At 67.4% G+C, this 20,111-nt stretch carries 19 protein-coding genes and 3 tRNA genes; 12 read left to right on the plus strand and 10 right to left on the minus strand.

Going from position 1 to position 20,111, the window contains the following annotated elements; all coding sequences use genetic code 11:
• Window positions 1-78: 78 nt before the first annotated feature.
• The 4 genes from dxs (at window position 79) to QN350_RS04920 (ending at window position 4,413) form a co-directional block, all read left to right on the plus strand.
• Complete coding sequence (dxs, locus tag QN350_RS04905) at window positions 79-2,034, plus strand: 1-deoxy-D-xylulose-5-phosphate synthase (protein WP_322140037.1); 1,956 nt, start codon at window positions 79-81, stop codon at window positions 2,032-2,034.
• The gene (locus QN350_RS04910) at window positions 2,031-2,933 is read left to right on the plus strand and encodes an NAD-dependent epimerase/dehydratase family protein (RefSeq protein WP_322140036.1); all 903 of its coding nucleotides are present in this window, start codon (window positions 2,031-2,033) and stop codon (window positions 2,931-2,933) included. Before dxs ends, QN350_RS04910 begins: the two co-directional genes overlap by 4 nt.
• 116 nt (window positions 2,934-3,049) lie before the next feature.
• Window positions 3,050-3,439 (plus strand): MerR family transcriptional regulator, encoded by a 390-nt coding sequence (locus tag QN350_RS04915; protein WP_322140035.1) that lies wholly within the window; start codon window positions 3,050-3,052, stop codon window positions 3,437-3,439.
• Window positions 3,436-4,413, plus strand: a complete 978-nt coding sequence (locus tag QN350_RS04920; protein WP_322140034.1) for an aldo/keto reductase — start codon at window positions 3,436-3,438, stop codon at window positions 4,411-4,413. The genes QN350_RS04915 and QN350_RS04920 overlap by 4 nt, the downstream gene beginning before the upstream one ends.
• A gap of 91 nt (window positions 4,414-4,504) precedes the next feature.
• Here QN350_RS04920 and QN350_RS04925 read toward each other — a convergent pair whose 3' ends face one another.
• The 4 genes from QN350_RS04925 to QN350_RS04940 form a co-directional block, all read right to left on the minus strand.
• Entirely contained in the window at window positions 4,505-6,658 is a 2,154-nt protein-coding gene (locus QN350_RS04925) for a 3-hydroxyacyl-CoA dehydrogenase NAD-binding domain-containing protein (protein WP_322140033.1), read from the minus strand.
• A 3-nt stretch (window positions 6,659-6,661) separates the two neighbouring features.
• On the minus strand, window positions 6,662-7,861 hold the full coding sequence (locus QN350_RS04930; protein ID WP_322140032.1) for a thiolase family protein: 1,200 nt from the start codon (window positions 7,859-7,861) through the stop codon (window positions 6,662-6,664).
• A gap of 77 nt (window positions 7,862-7,938) precedes the next feature.
• Window positions 7,939-9,135, minus strand: a complete 1,197-nt coding sequence (locus tag QN350_RS04935) for an HRDC domain-containing protein (protein WP_322140031.1) — start codon at window positions 9,133-9,135, stop codon at window positions 7,939-7,941.
• Entirely contained in the window at window positions 9,128-9,718 is a 591-nt protein-coding gene (locus QN350_RS04940; RefSeq protein ID WP_322140030.1) for a DUF3000 domain-containing protein, read from the minus strand. Before QN350_RS04940 ends, QN350_RS04935 begins: the two co-directional genes overlap by 8 nt.
• Before the next feature lie 102 nt (window positions 9,719-9,820).
• Between QN350_RS04940 and QN350_RS04945 the strand changes: the two genes are divergently transcribed.
• Window positions 9,821-11,011, plus strand: a complete 1,191-nt coding sequence (locus QN350_RS04945) for an alpha/beta hydrolase family protein (RefSeq protein WP_322140029.1) — start codon at window positions 9,821-9,823, stop codon at window positions 11,009-11,011.
• A 6-nt stretch (window positions 11,012-11,017) separates the two neighbouring features.
• On the opposite strand, the gene QN350_RS04950 is transcribed toward QN350_RS04945, so the two are convergent.
• Both QN350_RS04950 and QN350_RS04955 read right to left on the minus strand, forming a co-directional pair.
• Window positions 11,018-11,452, minus strand: coding sequence for a SufE family protein (locus QN350_RS04950; RefSeq protein ID WP_281535129.1), 435 nt, complete (start codon window positions 11,450-11,452; stop codon window positions 11,018-11,020).
• A gap of 20 nt (window positions 11,453-11,472) precedes the next feature.
• Entirely contained in the window at window positions 11,473-12,375 is a 903-nt protein-coding gene (locus QN350_RS04955) for a sulfurtransferase (protein WP_323515925.1), read from the minus strand.
• A 186-nt stretch (window positions 12,376-12,561) separates the two neighbouring features.
• On the opposite strand from QN350_RS04955, the gene zapE reads away from it, so the two are divergent.
• The 4 genes from zapE (at window position 12,562) to QN350_RS04975 (ending at window position 16,644) form a co-directional block, all read left to right on the plus strand.
• Window positions 12,562-13,620 (plus strand): cell division protein ZapE, encoded by a 1,059-nt coding sequence (gene zapE, locus QN350_RS04960; protein WP_281535127.1) that lies wholly within the window; start codon window positions 12,562-12,564, stop codon window positions 13,618-13,620.
• Window positions 13,621-13,910: 290 nt separating this feature from the next.
• Window positions 13,911-15,176 carry an ammonium transporter gene (locus QN350_RS04965; protein WP_134532035.1) on the plus strand — a complete coding sequence of 422 codons (1,266 nt, stop codon included), beginning with the start codon at window positions 13,911-13,913 and terminating at the stop codon, window positions 15,174-15,176.
• A gap of 195 nt (window positions 15,177-15,371) precedes the next feature.
• On the plus strand, window positions 15,372-15,878 hold the full coding sequence (locus QN350_RS04970; protein WP_322140027.1) for a type II toxin-antitoxin system PemK/MazF family toxin: 507 nt from the start codon (window positions 15,372-15,374) through the stop codon (window positions 15,876-15,878).
• Between the two features lie 34 nt (window positions 15,879-15,912).
• Window positions 15,913-16,644 carry a DUF2071 domain-containing protein gene (locus tag QN350_RS04975; RefSeq protein WP_322140026.1) on the plus strand — a complete coding sequence of 244 codons (732 nt, stop codon included), beginning with the start codon at window positions 15,913-15,915 and terminating at the stop codon, window positions 16,642-16,644.
• A gap of 75 nt (window positions 16,645-16,719) precedes the next feature.
• Here QN350_RS04975 and QN350_RS04980 read toward each other — a convergent pair whose 3' ends face one another.
• Window positions 16,720-17,430 (minus strand): M50 family metallopeptidase, encoded by a 711-nt coding sequence (locus QN350_RS04980; protein ID WP_322140025.1) that lies wholly within the window; start codon window positions 17,428-17,430, stop codon window positions 16,720-16,722.
• A gap of 122 nt (window positions 17,431-17,552) precedes the next feature.
• Between QN350_RS04980 and QN350_RS04985 the strand changes: the two genes are divergently transcribed.
• Window positions 17,553-18,176, plus strand: coding sequence for an extracellular solute-binding protein (locus QN350_RS04985; protein ID WP_322140024.1), 624 nt, complete (start codon window positions 17,553-17,555; stop codon window positions 18,174-18,176).
• A gap of 104 nt (window positions 18,177-18,280) precedes the next feature.
• Here QN350_RS04985 and QN350_RS04990 read toward each other — a convergent pair whose 3' ends face one another.
• The 3 genes from QN350_RS04990 to QN350_RS05000 all read right to left on the minus strand — a co-directional run bounded on the left by QN350_RS04990 (window position 18,281) and on the right by QN350_RS05000 (window position 19,723).
• On the minus strand, window positions 18,281-18,592 hold the full coding sequence (locus QN350_RS04990) for a hypothetical protein (protein WP_281535121.1): 312 nt from the start codon (window positions 18,590-18,592) through the stop codon (window positions 18,281-18,283).
• A gap of 421 nt (window positions 18,593-19,013) precedes the next feature.
• Window positions 19,014-19,274, minus strand: coding sequence for a hypothetical protein (locus tag QN350_RS04995; protein ID WP_322140023.1), 261 nt, complete (start codon window positions 19,272-19,274; stop codon window positions 19,014-19,016).
• A 376-nt stretch (window positions 19,275-19,650) separates the two neighbouring features.
• A tRNA-Val gene (locus QN350_RS05000) sits at window positions 19,651-19,723 on the minus strand.
• Window positions 19,724-19,881: 158 nt separating this feature from the next.
• Between QN350_RS05000 and QN350_RS05005 the strand changes: the two genes are divergently transcribed.
• A tRNA-Gly gene (locus QN350_RS05005) sits at window positions 19,882-19,953 on the plus strand.
• A gap of 50 nt (window positions 19,954-20,003) precedes the next feature.
• Window positions 20,004-20,077: transfer RNA gene (locus tag QN350_RS05010), tRNA-Cys, on the plus strand.
• Window positions 20,078-20,111 lie beyond the last annotated feature (34 nt).

Genomic DNA, 20,111 nt, shown 5'->3' on the forward strand with positions numbered 1-20,111 from the left:
GCGCGTAGACTCAACTCCTGTTGACGCTACGCGCCGGTTCCTTTCTACCCGCGACGTCGTACTCGAAAGGTGTTACCGATGAGCCTGCTGGAGACCATCACGGGTCCGCGTGACCTCGACCGCCTCTCGCCGGGCGAACTCGTCCTGCTCGCAGCGGAGATCCGCGGCTTCCTGGTCAGCGAAGTCTCCAAGACCGGCGGGCACCTCGGGCCCAACCTCGGCGTCGTCGAGATGACCATCGCCATCCACCGGATCTTCGAGTCCCCGCGCGACGCGATCGTCTTCGACACCGGGCACCAGTCGTACGTGCACAAGCTCCTGACCGGTCGTCAGGACTTCAGCGGACTCCGCCAGCAGGACGGCCTCGCCGGGTACCCCCAGCGCTCCGAGTCGGTGCACGACATCGTCGAGAGCTCGCACGCCTCGAGCTCGCTGTCCTGGGCGGACGGGATCTCCCGGGCGTTCGAGATGACCGGGCAGAGCGACAGGCACGTGATCGCGGTGGTCGGAGACGGCGCGCTCACCGGCGGCATGACCTGGGAAGCACTCAACAACATCAGCGACGACAACACGCGCCGCCTGATCATCGTGGTGAACGACAACGGCCGCTCCTATGCGCCGACGATCGGCGGCATGGCCCGGTTCCTCAACACGGTGCGCACCCGCAGCAGCTACCACGCGGCGTACCTGAGCAGCCGTCGCGCCTTCGACAACATGGGAGCACCGGCCCGGGCGTTCTTCCGCGGCGTACGCGGCGGCCTGCACGGCTTCCTCGCGCGGTTCTCCAACAACGAGGCGCTCTACTCGAACCTCGACATCAAGTACATCGGCCCGGTCGACGGGCACGACATGGAAGCGATGCTCGAAGCCCTCCAACAGGCCAAGAACTACGGCGCGCCGGTGATCGTCCACACGATCACCCAGAAGGGCAAGGGCTACGACCCCGCCATGCAGGACACAGCCGACCAGTTCCACGCGGTCGGGCAGATCGACCCGGAGACCGGGGAGTCGACGGAGACCCCCGGCGCGCCGTCGTGGACGTCGGTGTTCTCCGACGAGCTCCTGAACCTCGCGACCGAGAATCCGCGGATCGTCGGGATCACCGCGGCCATGCTGCGCCCGACCGGGCTGCACCGGATGGCGGAACGCTTCCCGAACCGGGTGCACGACGTCGGCATCGCCGAACAGCACGCCGTGGCGAGCGCGGCGGGCCTCGCGTTCGGCGGGCTGCACCCCGTCGTCGCCCTGTACGCGACCTTCATCAACCGTGCCTTCGACCAGGTCCTGATGGACGTCGCACTGCACAAGGCCGGGGTGACCTTCGTCCTCGACCGGGCAGGTGTGACGGGCCCGGACGGGCCGAGCCACCACGGCATCTGGGACCTCGCGATCCTGCAGGTCGTTCCCGGCATCCGCCTCGCCGCCCCGCGCGACTCGACCAGGCTCCGCGAGGAGCTCGGCGAGGCCATCGCCGTCGAGGACGCACCGACCGTGCTGCGTTTCCCGAAGGGCAGCACCGGGGTCGAGTTCGACGCCGTGGCGCGCCTCGACGACGGCGTCGACGTTCTGCTCGAATCGGCCCAGAAGGACGTGCTCATCGTCACGGTCGGCCCGATGGCGGCCATGGGCCTCGACGTCGCCAGGCGCCTGTCTGCCCAGGGGATCGGCGCGACCGTCATCGACCCGCGCTGGGTCGTGCCCGTTCCCCGAAGCCTGATCGGGCTCGCCGCGGAACACCGCCTCGTCGTGAGCATCGAGGACGGAATCCGGGTCGGGGGAATCGGCACGCGCATCCGCCAGGACCTGCGCGAGGCCGGCGTCGACACGGCCGTCACCGAACTCGGGCTGCCCGACGAATTCCTCGCCCACGGCACCCGCGCCGAGATCCTCGAACGGGTCGGCCTCACGCCGCAGCACATCGCGCGCGACGTCGTGGCGATGGTGCTCGGAAGCAAGCTCCCGCACGCGCGGCCGCTGCCTGCCGATCGGACGGACACGGGATCGATCACGATGCGCGGCGGCCGCGCGGAGTGACAGTCCTGATCGCCGGCTGCGGCGACCTCGGCACCGAGGTCGGGCTACGCCTCGTGTCCCTCGGTCACCGCGTGGTCGGGCTGCGCAGGTCGCCGGGGGTCCTCCCCGCCGCGATCGAGGGCCAGGCCGTCGATCTCACCCGTGAACGGCCCGCTGTCCCTGCCGACACGGACATCGTGATCGTCGCCATCGCCGCGGCAGGCCCGACAGCGGATGCCTACCGCGCCTCGTACGTCGACGGCCTGCGGAATCTCCTCGACGCCCTCGATGCGGCAGGCGTCTCACCGAGCCGCTTCCTGCTCGTGTCCTCGACCGCCGTGTACGGCGTCGACGACGGGAGCTGGATCGACGAGGGAACTCCCGCGCTGCCCTCGTCCGCGACCGGAGCGGTGCTCCTCGAAGCCGAGGACCTGCTGCGCCGCCGGGCCCCCGGTGCCACTGTGCTCCGACTCGCCGGGATCTATGGTCCGGGACGCGAGCGCCTGATCGGCCAGGTCCGCTCGGGGACGGCCTCCGCTGTCGGCTTGTCCAGCCACACCAACCGCATCCATCGGGACGACGCGGCAGCGGCCATCGTCCACCTCGTGACCGGCGACGCCCCGCCCGCGCCGCTCTACCTCGGCGCGGACAGCGTCCCCGCGCGACGTGGGGACGTGCTCGCCTTCCTCGCCGCGGAACTCGGCGTGCCCGATCCGGTCGCGAGCCGCCGGTCGACAGTTGCGGGGGAGTCCGCGGACGATCCGGCACGGCCGATGGGCGGGGCCTCGACCGGACCTCGCGGAGGCGACAAGCGCTGTCGCAACGCCCTCCTTCTCGCGAGCGGGTTCCGCTTCGCCTACCCGAGCTATCGAGAGGGGTACCGGTCCCTGTTGGCCGGCGTCGGCATCCGTCACCCCTGAACCGGGGAACGTCCCCGCCGTGGCCTCCCCGCCGCGGGTGCCCGAAACTGCGTGCCTGCTGTGCGAGGACCGTCCCGGCTTGACCTGAACCGCGCTCGAGGTTTTAGGGTTGCACCATGCCCACACCGACAACCCCGCTCTCGATCTCAGAGGTTGCGGACCGCACCGGCCTCACCGTCGCGACCCTGCGCTACTACGAACGGGCCGGGCTCATGCTCGCCCCGATCCACCGGGGCAGCTCGACGCACCGCGAATACTCTGCCGAGGACGTGGCGTGGATCGTCTTCCTCACGAAGCTCCGGTCGACGGCACTGCCGATCGCCCGGGTCCGCGACTACGCGGAGCTCGCCAGGCAGGGCGATTCGTCCCGCGCCGACCGCCTCGAACTCCTGCAGCGGCACCGGATCACGGTCGCCGCCCAGCTCGAGTCCATGCGCACGAGCCTCGACGCCATCGACTACAAGATCTCCCTCTACTCAGAATCGGAAAGGCTCTCCCCAGCATGAAGAACATCACTCTCGGCAGCACCGGCCTCATCGTCTCCCGGCTCGGACTCGGCTGCATGGGCATGTCCGCGTTCTATTCCGGAGCCGGAATGGATGAGGCGGAGTCCATCCGCACCATCCACCGGGCGATCGACCTCGGCGTCACGCTCTTCGACACCGCGGAGATCTACGGCCCGTACCTCAACGAGGAACTGCTCGGAAAAGCACTGGCCGACCGGCGCGACCAGGTCGTTGTCGCGACTAAGTTCGGCACCATCCTGCACCGCGGCGACGGCGGGCGCGGCCTCGACGGCAGCCCGGAGAACGTGCGCCTTTCGGTGCATGGCTCGCTCGCCCGGCTCGGCACCGACCGGATCGACCTCTACTACCAGCACCGGATGGACCCGGGCGTCCCGGTCGAGGAGACCGTCGGCGCCCTCGCCGAACTCATCGAAGAGGGCGTCATCGGCCACTACGGGCTCTCGGAGGCCGCACCGGACACCATCCGCCGCGCACACGCCGTGCACCCCGTGACGGCACTGCAGACCGAGTACTCGCTGTGGAGCCGCGACCCGGAGAAGGAGCTGCTCCCGCTCCTGCGCGAGCTCGGCATCGGCTTCGTGCCGTACTCGCCGCTCGGCCGCGGCTTCCTGACCGGGACCATCCGCTCGCTCGATGAGCTCGACGCGAGCGATTTCCGCCGGTCGAACCCCCGATTCGAGGGCGAGAACCTGGCCGCCAACATCCGCATCGTCGAACAGGTGGATGCCGTCGCCGCCGAACTCGACGCGACCCCGGCCCAGGTGGCGCTCGCCTGGCTGCTGGCCCAGGGTGACGACATCGCGCCGATCCCCGGCACCAAACGGGTCTCCAGGGTCGAGGAGAACGTCGCAGCGGGTGACCTCACCCTCACGGAGGCGCAGCTCGCCACCCTCGGCGCGCTCGACGCCCCCGTCGGCGACCGTTACGCCGACATGTCCCCTGTCAACCGGTAACTCAGGCGCGTCTCCGCCTGAGTTACGCAAAAAACACCCTCGCCGACTCGACGAGGGTGTTTTTTGCGTAACCCACCGCTGGCAGGGGGCGCTAGAGCGTGACCGGGACCTCCGAGGCGACGCCGCGGATCATCGGCGTGTGGAACGTGCCGCCGAAGACGCGCTCGCTCGCACCGACCCTGTCGAGGTAGGGGGTTGCCCCGCCCATCTGGAACGGCCAGCCCGCGCCGAGGATCACGCACAGGTCGATGTCCTCCGCAGCGTGAACGACGTCGTCGTCGAGCATCCGCTTGATCTCGTCGGCGAGGCCGTCCTCGATGCGCCGCAGGATCTCCTCGCCCGTCATCGGCGTCGTGCCGCCGGCGACGATCTTCTTCGCGGTCTTGTCGAAGCCCGTGACCTTGCCCTTGCCGTCGCGCTCGAGGATTTTGCCGTGCTCCGCGAGCCTGTGCAGGTTGTCGCTTTCGAAGAACCGGTCCGGGAACGCGGCGTGGTGCGTGTCGAGCACGTGGGCTCCGACCTTGAGCCCGACGAGTTCGAGGAGCTCGAACGGCGTCATCGGGAGACCGAACGGTGCGATGGCACCGTCGACGACCTCGAAGGGGGTGCCGGTGTCGACAGCGTGCATGGCCTCACCGAGGAGCTTCGCGAGGATCCGGTTGACCACGAAACCGGGGGTGTCGCGCGTGATCACGGCGTTCTTCCGCAGCTTGCCCGCGATCACCATCGCGGTCGAGAGCGTCGTCTCGTTCGTCTGCGGCGTGTTGACGACCTCGATGAGCGGCATCACGGCGACCGGGTTGAAGAAGTGGAAGCCGACGAGACGCTCGGGGTGGGCGAGCTTCGCGCCGATCTTCTCAACGGAGAGCGACGAGGTGTTCGTCGCGAGGATCGCCTCAGGCGACACGTACTTCTCGATCTCGGCGAAGACATCCTGCTTGACTCCGAGTTCTTCGAACACGGCCTCGATGACCCAGTCGGCGTCGGAGAACTGTGACTTGTCCGTCGTGCCCGTCACGAGCGCCCTGAGCCGGTTGCCCTCGTCTGCGGTGATGCGGCCCTTGGACTGCAGGGTCGCGATCTCGCCGTGGATGTATGCGACACCCTTGTCGACCCGGGCCTGGTCGAGGTCCGTGATGACGACGGGCACCTGCAGGCGGCGAACGAACAGGAGCGCGAACTGGCTCGCCATCAGGCCGGCACCGATGACGCCGACCTTCGTGATCGGGCGGGCGAGCTTCTTGTCCGGAGAACCGGCCGGGCGCTTGGCCCGCTTCTGCACGAGGTTGAACGCATAGATGCTGGCCTGGAGCTGGTCGCCGGCGATGAGAGCCGCGAGGGAGTCGTCCTCCCGTTCGAAGCCCTCCTCGCGTGTCCCGCTCTTCGCGGCCTTGAGCAGGTCGAGTGCGATGTACGGCGAGAGCGCGACAGAGCCGATCCTGGTCTCGAGCATCCGCCTGGCGATGCCGATTGCGGCGTCCCACTTCACCAGACGCTCGATCTTGCCCGGCTTGTTCGGTCGTGCGACCGTCGTCTTGCCGGCGATGACGCCGTCGGCCCAGGCGATGGAGTGCTCGAGGAACGCGGCAGACCCGAAGAGCACGTCGGCGATGCCGAGTTCGACGGTGTCCGGTGCCTTGAGCACGCGGTTCTTGAGCGGGTTCGAGATGATCACCGTGAGGGCGTTCTCGATGCCGATCAGGTTCGGCAGCAGGTAGGAGCCGCCCCAGCCCGGGATGAGCCCGAGGGAGACCTCTGGCAGGGCGACGGCGGCGACGGATGCGTCGACGGTGCGGTAATCGGCGTTCAGGGCGATCTCCAGACCGCCGCCGAGCGCGAGCCCGTTGATGAAGACGAAGGAGGGCACACCGAGGGTGGAGAGCTTCCCGAGGGCGTGGTGGCCGAGCTGGCCGAGCAGCTTGCCCGTCGCGAGCGACGGAATCTCGCTGACCTTGCCGAGGTCGGCGCCTGCGGCCAGGATGAATGGCTTGCCGGTCACCGCGACGCCGTGGATCTCCCCGCGCGAAGCGCGCTCGGCGAGGCCGTCGAGGGTCGCCGCGAACTCGAGAAGGGTGACCGGACCGAGGGTGTTCGGCCGGGTGTGGTCCCTGCCATTGTCGAGGGTGACCAGGGCGAGGGTGCGCGCCCCGGACAGGGGAACGTCGCGCACGAAGGAATGCGTGACGACCTCGTCTCCGGAGAGAGCGACGAGTTCGGAGAAGTCGAGTGCGGAGTAGTCGGTCATCGCTTACTTTGCCTTCCGATTGAAGTGCGGGTTTTCCCAGATGACGGTGCCGCCCTGGCCGAGGCCGATGCACATGGCGGTGAGACCGTAGCGCACCTCAGGGTGCTCCACGAACTGGCGGGCGAGTTGGTTCATCAGGCGTACGCCAGAGGAAGCGAGGGGATGCCCGATCGCGATGGCGCCGCCGTACTCGTTCACCCGGGGGTCGTCGTCGTCGATGCCGAAGTGGTCGAGGAACGAGATGACCTGGACCGCGAACGCCTCATTGAGCTCGAAGAGCCCGATGTCGGTGATGCTGAGGCCCGCCTTGCGGAGCGCCTTCTCGGTGGAAGGCACCGGTCCGAGCCCCATGACCTCTGGTTCGACGCCGGCGAAGGCGAAGCTCACGAGCTTCATCTTGACGCCGAGACCGAGTTCCTTGGCGGCTGCGCCGCTCGCGAGCAGGCACGCGCTCGCCCCGTCGTTGAGCCCGGATGCGTTTCCGGCCGTGATCCGGCCGAAGGGACGGAACGGGGTCTTCAGCGTCGCGAGGCCTTCGAGGGTCGTCTCGGGTCGCGGCGCCTCGTCGCGGGTCGCGAGTCCCCAGCCCTGGTCGCTGCGGATGGCCACGGAGACCAGGTCCGGCTGGATCTTGCCTGCCGCGTACGCAGCGGCGACCTTCTGCTGGCTGCGCAGCGCGTACCGGTCCGACCTGTCCTTGGTGTATTCGGGGAAGCGGTCGTGGATTCGCTCTGCGGTCGACCCCATGTTGAGGGCGTCCTCACTCACGTGCCGCTCGGAGAGGAACCTCGGGTTCGGGTCGACGCCGGAGCCCATCGGGTGCCGCCCCATGTGCTCGACGCCGCCGGCGATGGCGAGGTCATAGGCACCGAAGCCGATCGCGGCGCCGACCGTGGTCACGGCGGTCATCGCTCCGGCGCACATCCGGTCGATCGCGTATCCGGGCACCGATTTCGGCAGCCCGGCCAGGAGGGCCGCGGTGCGACCGAGGGTCAGCCCCTGGTCTCCCGACTGCGTCGTCGCGGCGATCGCGACCTCGTCGATGCGTTCTCCGGGAACCTCCGGGTTCCGTTCCAGCAGGCCGATCATGGCTTTCACCACGAGATCATCCGCCCGGGTGTTCCAGTACATGCCCTTTTCGCCGGCGCGTCCGAACGGGGTGCGAACCCCATCCACAAACACGACTTCTGCTCTTTCGGCCACGGTGCCTCCATCAATCAGATCAGGTGTCGGTTGATCCTAGGGTGGCACGATTGTCGGGTCGAATCCTTGGACGGATCCTACGAATCGACCTCGACGGACACGGCGATGTTTTGGTTGGCTTCCACAAAGGCATCCGTGATCTGTTGTGCAGTCAGGTCAATCTGCCAGTCGCGGGCGCCGAGTGCGACGAGGGCTTCGCTCACGGACTCCACGTCGATCGGCTCCGGTGGAGTCCAGGCGATCCGGCGCACGAAGTCCGGCGTGACGAGGTTCTCGATCGGGATCGCGAAGGCCTCGGAGATCCGGCCGAGAGCGAGCCTCGCGGCCTTGTACCGCAGGTCGGCCTCGGGGTTCCGGTCGGACCACGCCCGGGGAGGAGGGAGTGCATCGCCGGTCCCGCGCAGCGAAGGAAGGTCCGTCGCTTGGACGCCGTCCTGGATCGCGGTCCACCAGCGGTCGAGTTCGCTGCGGCTCGCCCGTCCACTGAACTCGCGAAGGTCGGCAAGCGCCTGCCTGCTGGCCGGCAATACCCGTGCGGCCGCGACGAGGGATGCGTCGGGGACGAGGCGCCCCGGCGACACGTCGAGGTGCCTGGCGAGGTCGTCGCGAGCGAGCCAGAGGGCCCTCGCCACGGCGAGGTTGCGCTGGGAACGGATCGAATGCACCCCAGACAGCCTTCGCCACGGCTCTGCACTGACCGGCTTGGGTTCGTGGTCGAGCGTCGCCTGGAATTCCTGGGCGGCGATCTGGGTCTTCTCATCGGCGGCGAGCATCTCGACCATGCGGTCGCGCAGGTCGGGGAGGAGTTCGACATCAAGGGCGCCGTAGACGAGCCAGCTCTCGGGGAGAGGCCTGGTCGACCAGTTCGCCGCGGAATGCTCCTTCGCGAGATGGATGCCGAGGAGTTCCTCGACGACCGTGCCGAGGCCGACCCTCGGCAGCCCGAGGAGGCGTGCGGCAAGTTCGGTGTCGAAGATGAGGTGCGGGTCGAGGCCGACCTCCCTGAGGCAGGCGAGATCCTGGCTCGCGGCGTGGAAGATCCATTCGTCCCCGGCGATCGCCGCGTTGAGTTCGGAGAAGTCCCCGATCGCCGGCGGATCGAACAGGAAGGTGCCCGCTCCGCGCCGGTACATCTGGATCAGGTACGCGCGCTGCGAGTATGTGAAACCGGATGCACGTTCGGCGTCGATGCCGATCGGTCCCGTTCCCGCGCTGATGGCCGCGGTAGCCGCCAGATAGGCGTCCCGCGTATCGATCACGTGGTGATCAACCACGACCGGTTCGGCGTGCGGACAACATGCTGACTCCTTCGCCAATGGGGGGAAGACCTGCGAGCATGCAGATCAATTCGCCCCAGCCTTCGACGTGAGCGGTGAGATTGTGGTCCACAGGTGTCCACGAAGCACGCAACTCTATCTGCGCACCGTCGCCTTGCTTCGCGAGTTCGCCGAAGCCCGACGAAATAATCTTAGTCGCGGTTCCGGATGCCGCGGTGTATCGGGCTCCGTGAGAGTCGAGGGCATCGATCAGCCAGGCCCAGGCGACCTCGGCGAGGAACGGGTCGACACCGATCTCCGTTTCGAGGGGAGCCTGCGCGAAGCAGACTACCCGGAATGCCCCGCCCCAGGCCTCCGGTTCATCGGGGTCGTACAGCAGGATGAAACGTCCGGTGCCCAGTTCGGAGTTACCTCCGTGGCGTGAGGGGGCCACATCCGCGGAGAGGGCGACGGCGTGCGGGGCGAGCTTCCCGGGAGCCGGGATTTCACTGAGGACGAGGTCGGTGCGGGTGTGCGCTCTGCGGATGGCCGCGAGCGCAGCGGCGAACTCCGGGGGGAGTGGTTCTTGTGTTTCGGGCACGTCTGCAGACTAGAGTTTTTTCCGGGCGGGTCGGTGAGGCACGCCGGGCAGCCGGAGGTACGCGTGCGGGAAAAATCGAGGTCAGGGACACCGGGCGGACTGGTGGTCGCAGTCACCGCTCTCCTGGTTGCCGGTGCGGCCACGGTCGTGGTCGCGGGAGTGAGTGTGCTGGCCGCCGTGATGGCGCGCCGCATCGTGACCCCTGCCGTGACACGCTCGGACGACACCGATGTTCTCGGCGTCGACCTCGAGGCCTCGACGATCACCCTCGCGGTGACTCCGGACTCGGTCCTGCCCGGTGACTACAGTTTCTGGTTCGAGCGCGAGTCCGGGCACGCCCGGCTCGGTGAGATCCTCCGCGTGACGAAGACGGCCGTCACCCGCCGGATCGACCGCGTCGACTACGGGGACCTCAGCGAGGCCCGCCGGGGCCGCCTCGGCGGGTATTCCTACCTGGGTCCCTGGGATCTCGGTCTTCCGTTCGAGCAGGTCCAGGTGCAGACGGAGCTCGGTCCGGCTCCGGCCTGGATGCTCCCCGCCGAGCGGCCGGACGGTCGCTGGGTGATCCAGGTGCACGGGCGCGGGGTGCGGCGGCAGGAGACCCTGCGGGCAGTCCCGGTGTTCCACAACAGCGGATACACCTGCCTCCTCGTCTCGTACCGCAACGACGGCGATGCACCGGAAAGCGGCGACGGACGATACGGGCTCGGGGACACCGAATGGCACGATATCGATGCGGCGATCGGTTTCGCCGCCGAGCGGGGCGCGACGAGCGTCGTGCTGATGGGATGGTCGATGGGCGGCGCGATCGTGCTGCAGACCGCGACCCGCACGGCATTCCCGCAGCTCGTGTCCGGCATCGTGCTCGATTCGCCCGTGATCGACTGGGCGGATGTCGTCGCGTACCAGGGCAGCACGCTTCGCCTGCCTGGCCTCGTGGCCACGGGGGCCATGCAGGTCCTCGGTCGGCGGTGGGGCGGTCGTCTCACCGGCCAGTCGAGTCCGATCGACTTCCGCAGGCTCGACTTCGTGACCCGCGCGGACGACCTCGAACTCCCCGTGCTCCTGATGCACAGCGACGACGACGGTTACGTGCCGTCGAGCCCGTCGCGTGCCCTCGCCGTGCGCCGCCCAGACATCGTGACCTTTCTCCCGTTCACCGTCGCCCGGCACACCAAGCTCTGGAACTACGACAGGGAAGGCTGGAACGCGGCGATCGAGACGTGGCTCGGCGAGCTCCGAGCCGGGGCGGAGCCGGCCGAGCCTGATGATCCGGCCCATCCGGCCGGATAGCGGGGCTCAGGGACGCTCGCGCAGCCTGCGCTTGGTGCGGGCGAGCATCGCGGACATGCCACGGATACGCAGCGGCGACACCGCCTGGGTGAGGCCGATGGTCTGCGGGTAGTCATCCGGAACGTCGAGCACCTCGGCGACCGACAGGCCGTCAAGCCCCTGCGCGAGGATCGAGGCGAATCCCCGCGTCGTCGGGGACTCCCGGGGCGCCGTCGCGTGCAGGTGCACGGCGTCCTGGTCGTCGACGTCGACGAAGATGAAAACGGGGGACTGGCACTCGACGACGCGTTCGAGCAGGTCAGGGTGGTCACGGTACCGGCTCGGAAGCTCTGGGAGCTCATCGGCGAACTCGAGCAGCAGGAGCAAACGGTCCTTCTGCTCGAGTTCGAGGAAGTCTTCCTGGATCTCGGCCAGTTTCGCGGGCAGTGCGGTGGTAGTCATCAACAGGTTCCTGTCCTGGTTCAGCGCGGTTCGGGGGCCTCGCCGGCAGCGGGGCCCGTGACGATCGGGACCCGCACGGCGTTGCCCCATTCCGTCCACGAGCCGTCGTAGTTGCGCACATCCTCGAAGCCCAGCAGGTGCGTGAGCACGAACCAGGTGTGGCTCGAGCGCTCTCCGATCCGGCAGTATGCGATCACGGCGTCGTTCTCGCGAAGTCCGGCCTCGCCCCGGTAGATCGCCTCGAGCTCCTCACGGGTCTTGAACGTCGCATCCGCCGCCGCGGCGCGTGCCCAGGGCACGGACGCCGCCGAGGGGATGTGCCCGCCGCGCAGGGCGCCCTCCTCGGGGTATGCGGGCATCGTGGTCCGTTCCCCGGTGTACTCCTCCGGGGAGCGTACGTCGATGAGCGGGCGGCCGAAGTGTGCGAGCACATCCTCCTTGAAGGCGCGGATCGGCGCGTCGTTGCGGGGGACGATGGGGTACTCCGCGGCAGCGACGTCCGTGGCCTCGCGGGTGAGGGCTCCGCCCTCCGCGATCCACTTGTCCCTGCCGCCGTCGAGCAGGCGCACGTCGGGGTGCCCGTAGAGGCTGAACACCCAGAGCGCGTACGCGGCCCACCAGTTGTTCTTGTCGCCATAGATCACGACGGTGGAATCGCGCGTGATGCCCTTCGAACCCAGGACGGCCGCGAAGGCCGCGCTGTCGACGAAGTCGCGCTGCACCTGGTCGTTGAGTTCTGTGTGCCAGTCGATCTTGACGGCGCCGGGGATGTGGCCGCTCTCGTAGAGAAGCACGTCCTCGTCGGACTCGAGGACAATGAGCCCGGCATCGTGCTGGTGTTCGTGCAGCCAGGCCGTGCTGACGAGCCGTTCGGGATGGGCGTATGCGGCGAACTTGGCGTCCGGATCGAGATCGACGGGCATGGGAACCTCCAGTGGGGCCGGGCTGTGCCCCGGGATCATTTGAGCGCGGTTTAGGCTGGTCTTCCGGCCCGCGCTTCGAATGTACGCGGTCCGGCCGGGTCGCGCATTCGTGGTGAAATACTTCAACACGAATGTCCGAAAAGCAGTCCCCATGGCCAACCGAGACAGAAACACGGGTATTCCACGATGGTTCCAGAGGCGCCCCGGGCTCCCAGTCGGCTGCACCGACTGGCGGAACGTTCTCCCGAGATTACGGGGGCCGAAATCGTCGCCGAGCTCGTGCCGCCTCCCCAGTTCGAGCACGCCTCATTCGAGTCGTACCGGCCCGATGTGAACTTCCCCTCCCAGCTCGAGGCCGTCGACCGGCTCACGGCCTTCGCCGAGGCCTGGCGGCCGCAGCGGCCAGGCGGATTCTTCTCGCGTACCCGTAAGGCTCCTGCGCAACTCCCGGGGATCTACCTCGACGGCGGGTTCGGCGTCGGGAAGACCCACCTCCTGGCCGCACTGTGGCACTCCGCGCCAGGGCCCAAGTACTTCGGTACCTTCATCGAATACACCGCACTCGTCGGGGCGCTCGGCTATGCTGCTGCGGTCAGGCAGCTCTCCGGGGCGAAGCTCATCTGCATCGACGAGTTCGAACTCGACGACCCGGGCGACACCATGCTGATGACCCGTCTGCTCGGCGAACTCGTCGCCTCGGGCACCCGCGTCGCCGCGACCTCCAACACGCCACCGAATTCGCTCGGCGAGGGCCGGTTCGCGGCCATCGATTTCCTCCGTGAGATCCGCGCCATGTCCGCGAACTTCGACATCCTCCGCATCGACGGGCTCGACTATCGTCGGCGCGACATCGAGGGCCACTCCGTCGCCGTCGATGGGCCGGAACTCGACCGCCTCGTCGCGGCCCTCGTCGCGAGAGGAGCGAACGTGACGGAAGACGACTTCGGTTCCCTGATCCGTCACCTCAGCACGGTGCATCCGTCGAAGTACATCAAGCTGATCGCCGGCATCGAGGTCATCGCCCTGACCGACAGCTACCTGCTGACCGATCAGACGGATGCCCTGCGCCTGGTTGCCTTCATCGATCGCGTCTACGACGCAGAAATCCCGATCGTCGCGAGCGGGCTGCCCCTCGCCGAGGTCTTCGACGAGGAGATGCTCGCGGGCGGCTACCGGAAGAAGTACCAGCGCTCCCAGTCGCGGTTGGTCGCACTGACGACGGGTGAGCTCCCCCCGCACGACTGAATCCGGGATCTTTCGCGGCCGAATACCCCTCTGACGGGCCTGTTCGCGGGCGCGGACCGGGTGAATCGGCGTCAGGGTCAAGCCCCGAAACGCGCGGTCGGGGGATACCGGGCGTTAGGAAACACGATGTTAACACCTCCAACAATCGCGTAACCCAGTCGAAACATCCCTGAGCGTGTGCGGAAACGTGTGCACTCCACACTGTGTCTGTACCTGCCGATACACGCTTCACGCTCACCCTGTGCACGTCGGCGGTCATCCCTGTTAGTTAGAGAGAGGTAACCATATCCATGGTTGAACTGTCGGTCCTGCTGGACGATACGACTGATGCACTTACCACAAACATCAATTCCCTGTGGCTCCTCGTCGCGGCAGCCCTCGTCCTCCTGATGACTCCGGGCGTGGCCTTCTTCTACGGCGGCATGGTCAAGGCGAAGAGCGTCATCTCCATGATGATGATGAGCTTCGGCGCCATGGGCCTGATCGGTGTGCTGTGGGTCCTCTATGGTTACGGACTGTCCTTCGGCCCGCCCCTCATCGGCGGCTGGCTCGGAAACCCGTCCGAGCTGATCGGCCTGAACGGGCTGCTCACGAGCGGCGCCGACGGCGGACCAAACCTGAACGCCCTCGCGTTCGCCGGCTTCCAGGCCACCTTCGCGATCATCACCGTCGCCCTCATCTCCGGCGCGATCGCCGACCGCGCCAAGTTCGGCGCGTGGATGATCTTCGCCGGCGTCTGGGCCACCCTGGTCTACTTCCCGGTCGCGTACTGGGTGTTCAACCTCACCGACGGCTGGGCTCCCTTCCTCCTCAAGGTCAACGACTTCGCCGGCGGCACCGCGGTGCACATCAACGCCGGTGCGGCGGGCCTCGCCCTCGCCCTCGTCCTCGGCAAGCGCGTCGGCTTCAAGAAGGGCATCTCCAAGCCGCACAACGTGCCGCTGACCCTCCTCGGCGCCGCACTGCTGTGGTTCGGCTGGTTCGGCTTCAACGCCGGCTCCGAAGCCGCCGTTGACGGTATCGCCGCCATCGCCTGGATCAACACCCTCGCCGCACCTGCCGCCGGTATCCTCGGCTGGCTGATCGTCGAGAAGATCAAGGACGGCAAGCCGACCATGATCGGTGCAGCATCGGGCGCCGTCGCCGGCCTCGTCGCGATCACTCCCGCATGTAACATCCTCACCCCGATGTGGGGCATGCTCCTCGGGCTCATCGTCGGCGCCGTCTGTGCCGTCGCGATCGACCTGAAGTTCAAGCTCGGCTTCGACGACTCCCTCGACGTCGTGGGCATCCACCTCGTCGGCGGCATCATCGGAACGCTCTACGTCGGCCTCGTCGGCAACAACATCGGCCTCCTCCAGACGGGCAGCTTCAACCAGCTCGGCGTGCAGGCCCTCGCGGCCTTCGGCATCGGCATCTACTCCTTCGTGATGGCATACGCCATCGGCTGGATCATCCAGAAGACGATCGGCTTCCGCATCACGAACGAAGACGAAGTAGCCGGCGTCGACACCATCGTGCACGGCGAAGAGGGCTACGCGCTCGACGCCGTCTAAGAAGTCGCACACGCACGTCGCACACGCTTCACCCGATTCCCGTTCTACCCTGCGGCCCAGCGTCGCGTGATGATGGGCGTATCCGCTTCCCGCGGATGCGCCCATCTTTCGTGTCTGCCGAGTAGTGTCGGCCCAGTCCTGTGCACGCGTCCTCGTGTCCTCTGGCCGCGCATCTCGGTGGGATACAGTGTGCCTGTGTCCGGCTTCCGTCGTTTCTTCAACGCCCTGCGCAGCCTCTTCGCGCCCGCACGCCGGCCCCCTGACCGGTCGACCACACCCAGCCCCGGCCGCAGCGGCCGTTCGGCTACCGTCGAAGTCGATCCGAGGAACCTGCGGGATGTGCGCCTCGACTACCGGCCGACGCGAAACGCCAGCCCGGACCCCGGGGAAATCGTCTGGACCTGGGTGCCTTTCGAGGAACGTGACGGGCGAGGCAAGGACCGCCCGGTCGTCGTCGTCGCCGCACTCGGCGCGGGCGCAGTCCTCGCCGTCCAGCTGACCAGCAAGGACCGCACAGGTCACCCCGACTACGTCGCTCTCGGCGTCGGCGACTGGGACAGGACCGGTCGATCAAGCTGGGTCAACATCGACAGGATCTTCGCCGTCCAACCGAGTGGCATGCGCCGGGAAGCCGCGCTGGTCGATTCGGCGCGTTACGCACGCATCGCATCCGCACTCCGCGGGCGTTACGGCTGGCGTTGATGACCGAGTCCAGCACCGAGAAGGAAATCGAACGATGACGGATGCCCGGCTCGACCCGATCTCAGGCGTGGCGCCGGCGCTGACCGGCCGTTCGGTGGCGAGCCAGCGCTGGTCTGGATTGTGTTTCCTGCACTGGCGCGTGGACGCGGCCGTCGTGGCGCCGCTCCTGCCTGCCGGACTCGTCCCCGACGAATACGAGGGGAGCAGCTGGGTCGGGCTGATCCCGTTCGTCCTCGACCGCGCCACCGTGCTGGGCAGTCCGCCCATTCCCTATTTCGGAGACTTCGTCGAAGTCAACGTGCGGCTGTACGCCGTCGATGCGCTCGGCAGACGCGGTGTGGTCTTCGTGTCCCTCGAGGCGTCGCGGCTCGCGGCCGTGCTCGTCGCCAGGGGCCTGTTCGCCCTCCCGTACATCTGGTCCAGGACCCGCCTCACCGTCGCGGCGGGGGAGTACCGCTACTCATCCGTTCGCCATGTCAACCGGGCTGCGCGCTCTGAGATCGTGGTGCGCCCGGTCGACCGACGGGTGCTCGACGACCCACTGGCCGATTTCCTCACCGCGCGGTGGGCGCTCTTCACCAGGGTCAGGGGACGCACCGTCTACCTCCGCAACCACCATGAGCCGTGGGACCTGTTCGATGCCGAACTCGTTCGTCTCGACGACACGCTTCTCGAAGCGGGTGGATTTCCCGGACTCGCCGATCGCGCGCCGGATTCGGTTCTCTTCTCACCGGGAGTCACCACGAGGTTCGGCACCGGGGCGTGACGGCCGCGTCCGCGCGCCCCCGCTCGCGTGGCGGCAGGGGCGACGAGCCGCCACCGACCGGCCTGTCGCGGAGGATCAGCCGGCCAGGCCGAGCAGCCCGAACGCAACGACGGCGCACCCGACCGTGACGACAAGGAACACACCGACCCAGAGCAGGCCGGGAACGTGGGTGAGTCGGGCGAGCTGGTCGGCGTCGGAAGCGGCGCCGGCGCGGCGGGCCCGGCTTTGCTGGAGCTCGAGTACCGTGCGAACGGCCCCGAGCAGGAGGAAAGCAGTGACGAGCAGGGCGAAGACGCTCTGCACGAGGGCAGAGCCGTACCAGGTGATCACGAAGATCACAGCGGATGTCAGGAGCACTGACCACAGGCCGAACCAGTTCCGCACCTGGACAAGGAGAAGGGCGAGTGCGGCGAGCAACAGCCAGAGCAGCCCGGCGGAATAGCCGAGACTCAGCAGCCAGGCGGCGCAGAGGCCGAGTACGGCCGGCGCCGTGTATCCGGCCAGGAGGGTCAGGACCATTCCGATGCCGCGCGGTTTGCCGCGACTGACCGTCAGGCCAGAGGTGTCGGAGTGCAGGCGGATGCCGCCGAGCTGCCGGCCACCGAGCGTTGCGACGAGAGCGTGGCCGCCCTCGTGCGCGATCGTGACGACATTCCGGGACGGATGCCAGAGCACGGGGACGAGGACGATCGCCGCGGCGGCCGCGATCGTCAGCCACGCAATCGGCAGGGGCAGCGGGTCCTGGCGTTCGGTCAGGCGGGCCCACAGAACGAGCAGGAAATCCATCGTTCCAGACTAGCCACTCACCAGAACGCGACCCGTCCCGGCCGCACGCCGGGTCACGCCGATCAGGCAGGCGGGGTTTCTGCGAGCCCCAGGGTCTCCACAACGCTCTCGAGAATGTCGTCGTGGGTGTGCCCGAGGAACCCCTCACGCTCCAGTTGGCCCGTCAGCACACCGACGGCGATGGCGCCGGAGTTGACGGCGGCCTCCACGTCGACCACCGTGACTCCTGCGGCGAGCACGCGGCGCACGTCGAGGACTCCGGTCCTCTCCATGGCCGCCCCGATTCCTGGACCGACCTGCTGGCTGCCGAGTATGCCGGCAAGATCCAGTACTCCACGCCGGGCCAGGCCGGTGACGGCACTGCACTGTTCGTGCTCCTCGAGCACCTGCTGGGCAAGCAGGGTGCCCTGGACTACTTCACGGCACTGCAGGCGAACGATGTCGGACCGAGCGCGTCGACCGGGAAGCTCGGTCCGAAGGTGTCCAAGGGGGAACTGAGCGTGGCGAACAGTGATGTGCAGATGGCCCTGCAGTCGATCAGCGCCGACAAGTCCGCCTACGAGATCTTCTCTCCGACCGCCTCAGTCGGCACCAGGGCCACGGTCGCCGTTCCGTACGTGATGGGTCTCGCGGCGGGAGCACCGCACAAGGACAACGCCGACAAGCTGATGGGATATCTCCTGTCCCAGAAGGTCCAGGAGACCATCTCAACATCTTCCTCGCGGCCGCGAACACGCTCGTCCTGATCGGCGCGACGCTCACGGAGGTGCGCTGAATGCGTCGGTGCACCGACCGGAAAAAGGCCCCGTCCCGCGGCAGGAGCTCGGGGGACGGGGCCTTGCCGGCGGTGTTACGCCCCGCAGGTCACGGTGACGCCGTTGTTGTCGAAGACGCCGGCGCCGTGCTCGGTGCAGAATGCCGCGAGGTTGACGCCCGCGCTGACCGCGACGGCGATCACGATGCCGACGACGATGATGCCGACGACACTGATGATGATTCCGGCCAGGGCGAAGCCGTTGCCGAGCCCGGACTTCTTGGATTTGACGAGTCCGACGATGCTGACGATGAGCCCGAACGGCTGCAGCGAGATGAGGGAGAGCACGAGACCGACAATTCCGAGGGTCTTGCCTGGGTTGACTGCGGAAGCTACGGGAGTCGTCATGGGACGGCCTTTCTGAGGACGCCGGAACCCGGACGGGTGCGCGGCATATGGGTACGAGGAGATCCCGGCGGCTGATGGAACCGGACGGCGGTCGGGTGCCGATCCGGCTGAACACTGCTCGGGTGACGTGCGGCAGCAGAAGAACGAGCGGCAGCAGGAGGCGTCGTGCGCGCTGAGCCGAGAGGTCGATGCTGGACAAGAAAATGCGCTCTGGCGCACTCATGCACCGGAGGGTTCGCTGGGTCAGCCGTCGGGAACTGTAGTTCTTGTCTGGCTTGGGTTGAGCATTGCACAGCGGACGCTCAGAGTGCAAGGAGGATTTCTGACGCTCGTCGGGGGCCCGGGCGCCGGACATGGAAAACGTCCCGCTCCCCCTGGAGGCCGGGGCCTGAGGGGGAGCGGGACGCGTTGAGCCGTGTGCCTAGGCGCTGGGCGTCGGGTTGGCGGCCGCCACCGAGAAGATGACGACAAGGATGACCACGAAGAGCACGAGGAAGACAGCGCTCAGGATGATGCCGGCCTTGGCGAGGCCCCTGGGCGCGTCGGCCTTCTTGGCCTGGTTGAAGCCGATAATGCTCACGATGAGGCCGGGAAGCTGGAGGTAGGGGATGAAGGCGAGGATGAACCCGACGATGCCGAGGATCTTGCCGGGGGTGGCCGTTGTGGTTGCGACGGAAGTCATGTGAGGAGCCTTTCTGGCTGACGAACTACTTTGCTGGGGGGAGTACGTGCTGGTGTCTGGAACGGTCGACGCCGGACGCGCAGCGGGCTGCCGCGGCGCTGCTACGGCAGATCGAACGCAGCTGGCTTCGTGCTGCGTTCACGAGTCCCGGGAATCGAACGATGGGACCCGGTTCACGTCACGGAACAGGACGGGAGTGCAGCGCTCTTTCGTGATGAAGACGAAGGAGGGTTCGCTGGGCCGGGGATCCAATGGGATGGTCCTTTGGCTTGAACAAGAGCTTGGCACAGGACGCACTCAGGTTGGCGGGATTGGACCCCCCAGTGCGAGGGTACAAAAAAACCCCGCTCCGGCGGGGTTTTGTCGTGCTGTTGTGTGGGCGATACCGGACTCGAACCGATGACCTCTTCCGTGTGAAGGAAGCGCGCTACCAACTGCGCCAATCGCCCGCGGCGAGCGAATGATGTTCGACCGCGACTCTCGATACTAGCCCAGACCCGGCCCCTGTCGCGCACCGACGCGCCATCCCACGCGCAAGTTCCGCTCGGTTTGTATATCCGGAAAACTACCGGTACAGTCTTCAAAGCACGCAGAAATGCGCGCAGTTGCGGATGTGGCGCAGTGGTAGCGCATCACCTTGCCAAGGTGAGGGTCGCGAGTTCGAATCTCGTCATCCGCTCGAATTGAATCGGCCGAAAGGCCGATTCTCTTTGGTATGAACCCGAATACGGTGGATTGGCCGAGAGGCGAGGCAGCGGCCTGCAAAGCCGTATACACGGGTTCGAATCCCGTATCCACCTCCAGTCTTGGAGAACGAAGTTCTTGAAGCACTAGATT

This window comes from Cryobacterium sp. 10I5 (assembly GCF_035019865.1).
GTDB lineage: Bacteria > Actinomycetota > Actinomycetes > Actinomycetales > Microbacteriaceae > Cryobacterium > Cryobacterium breve_A.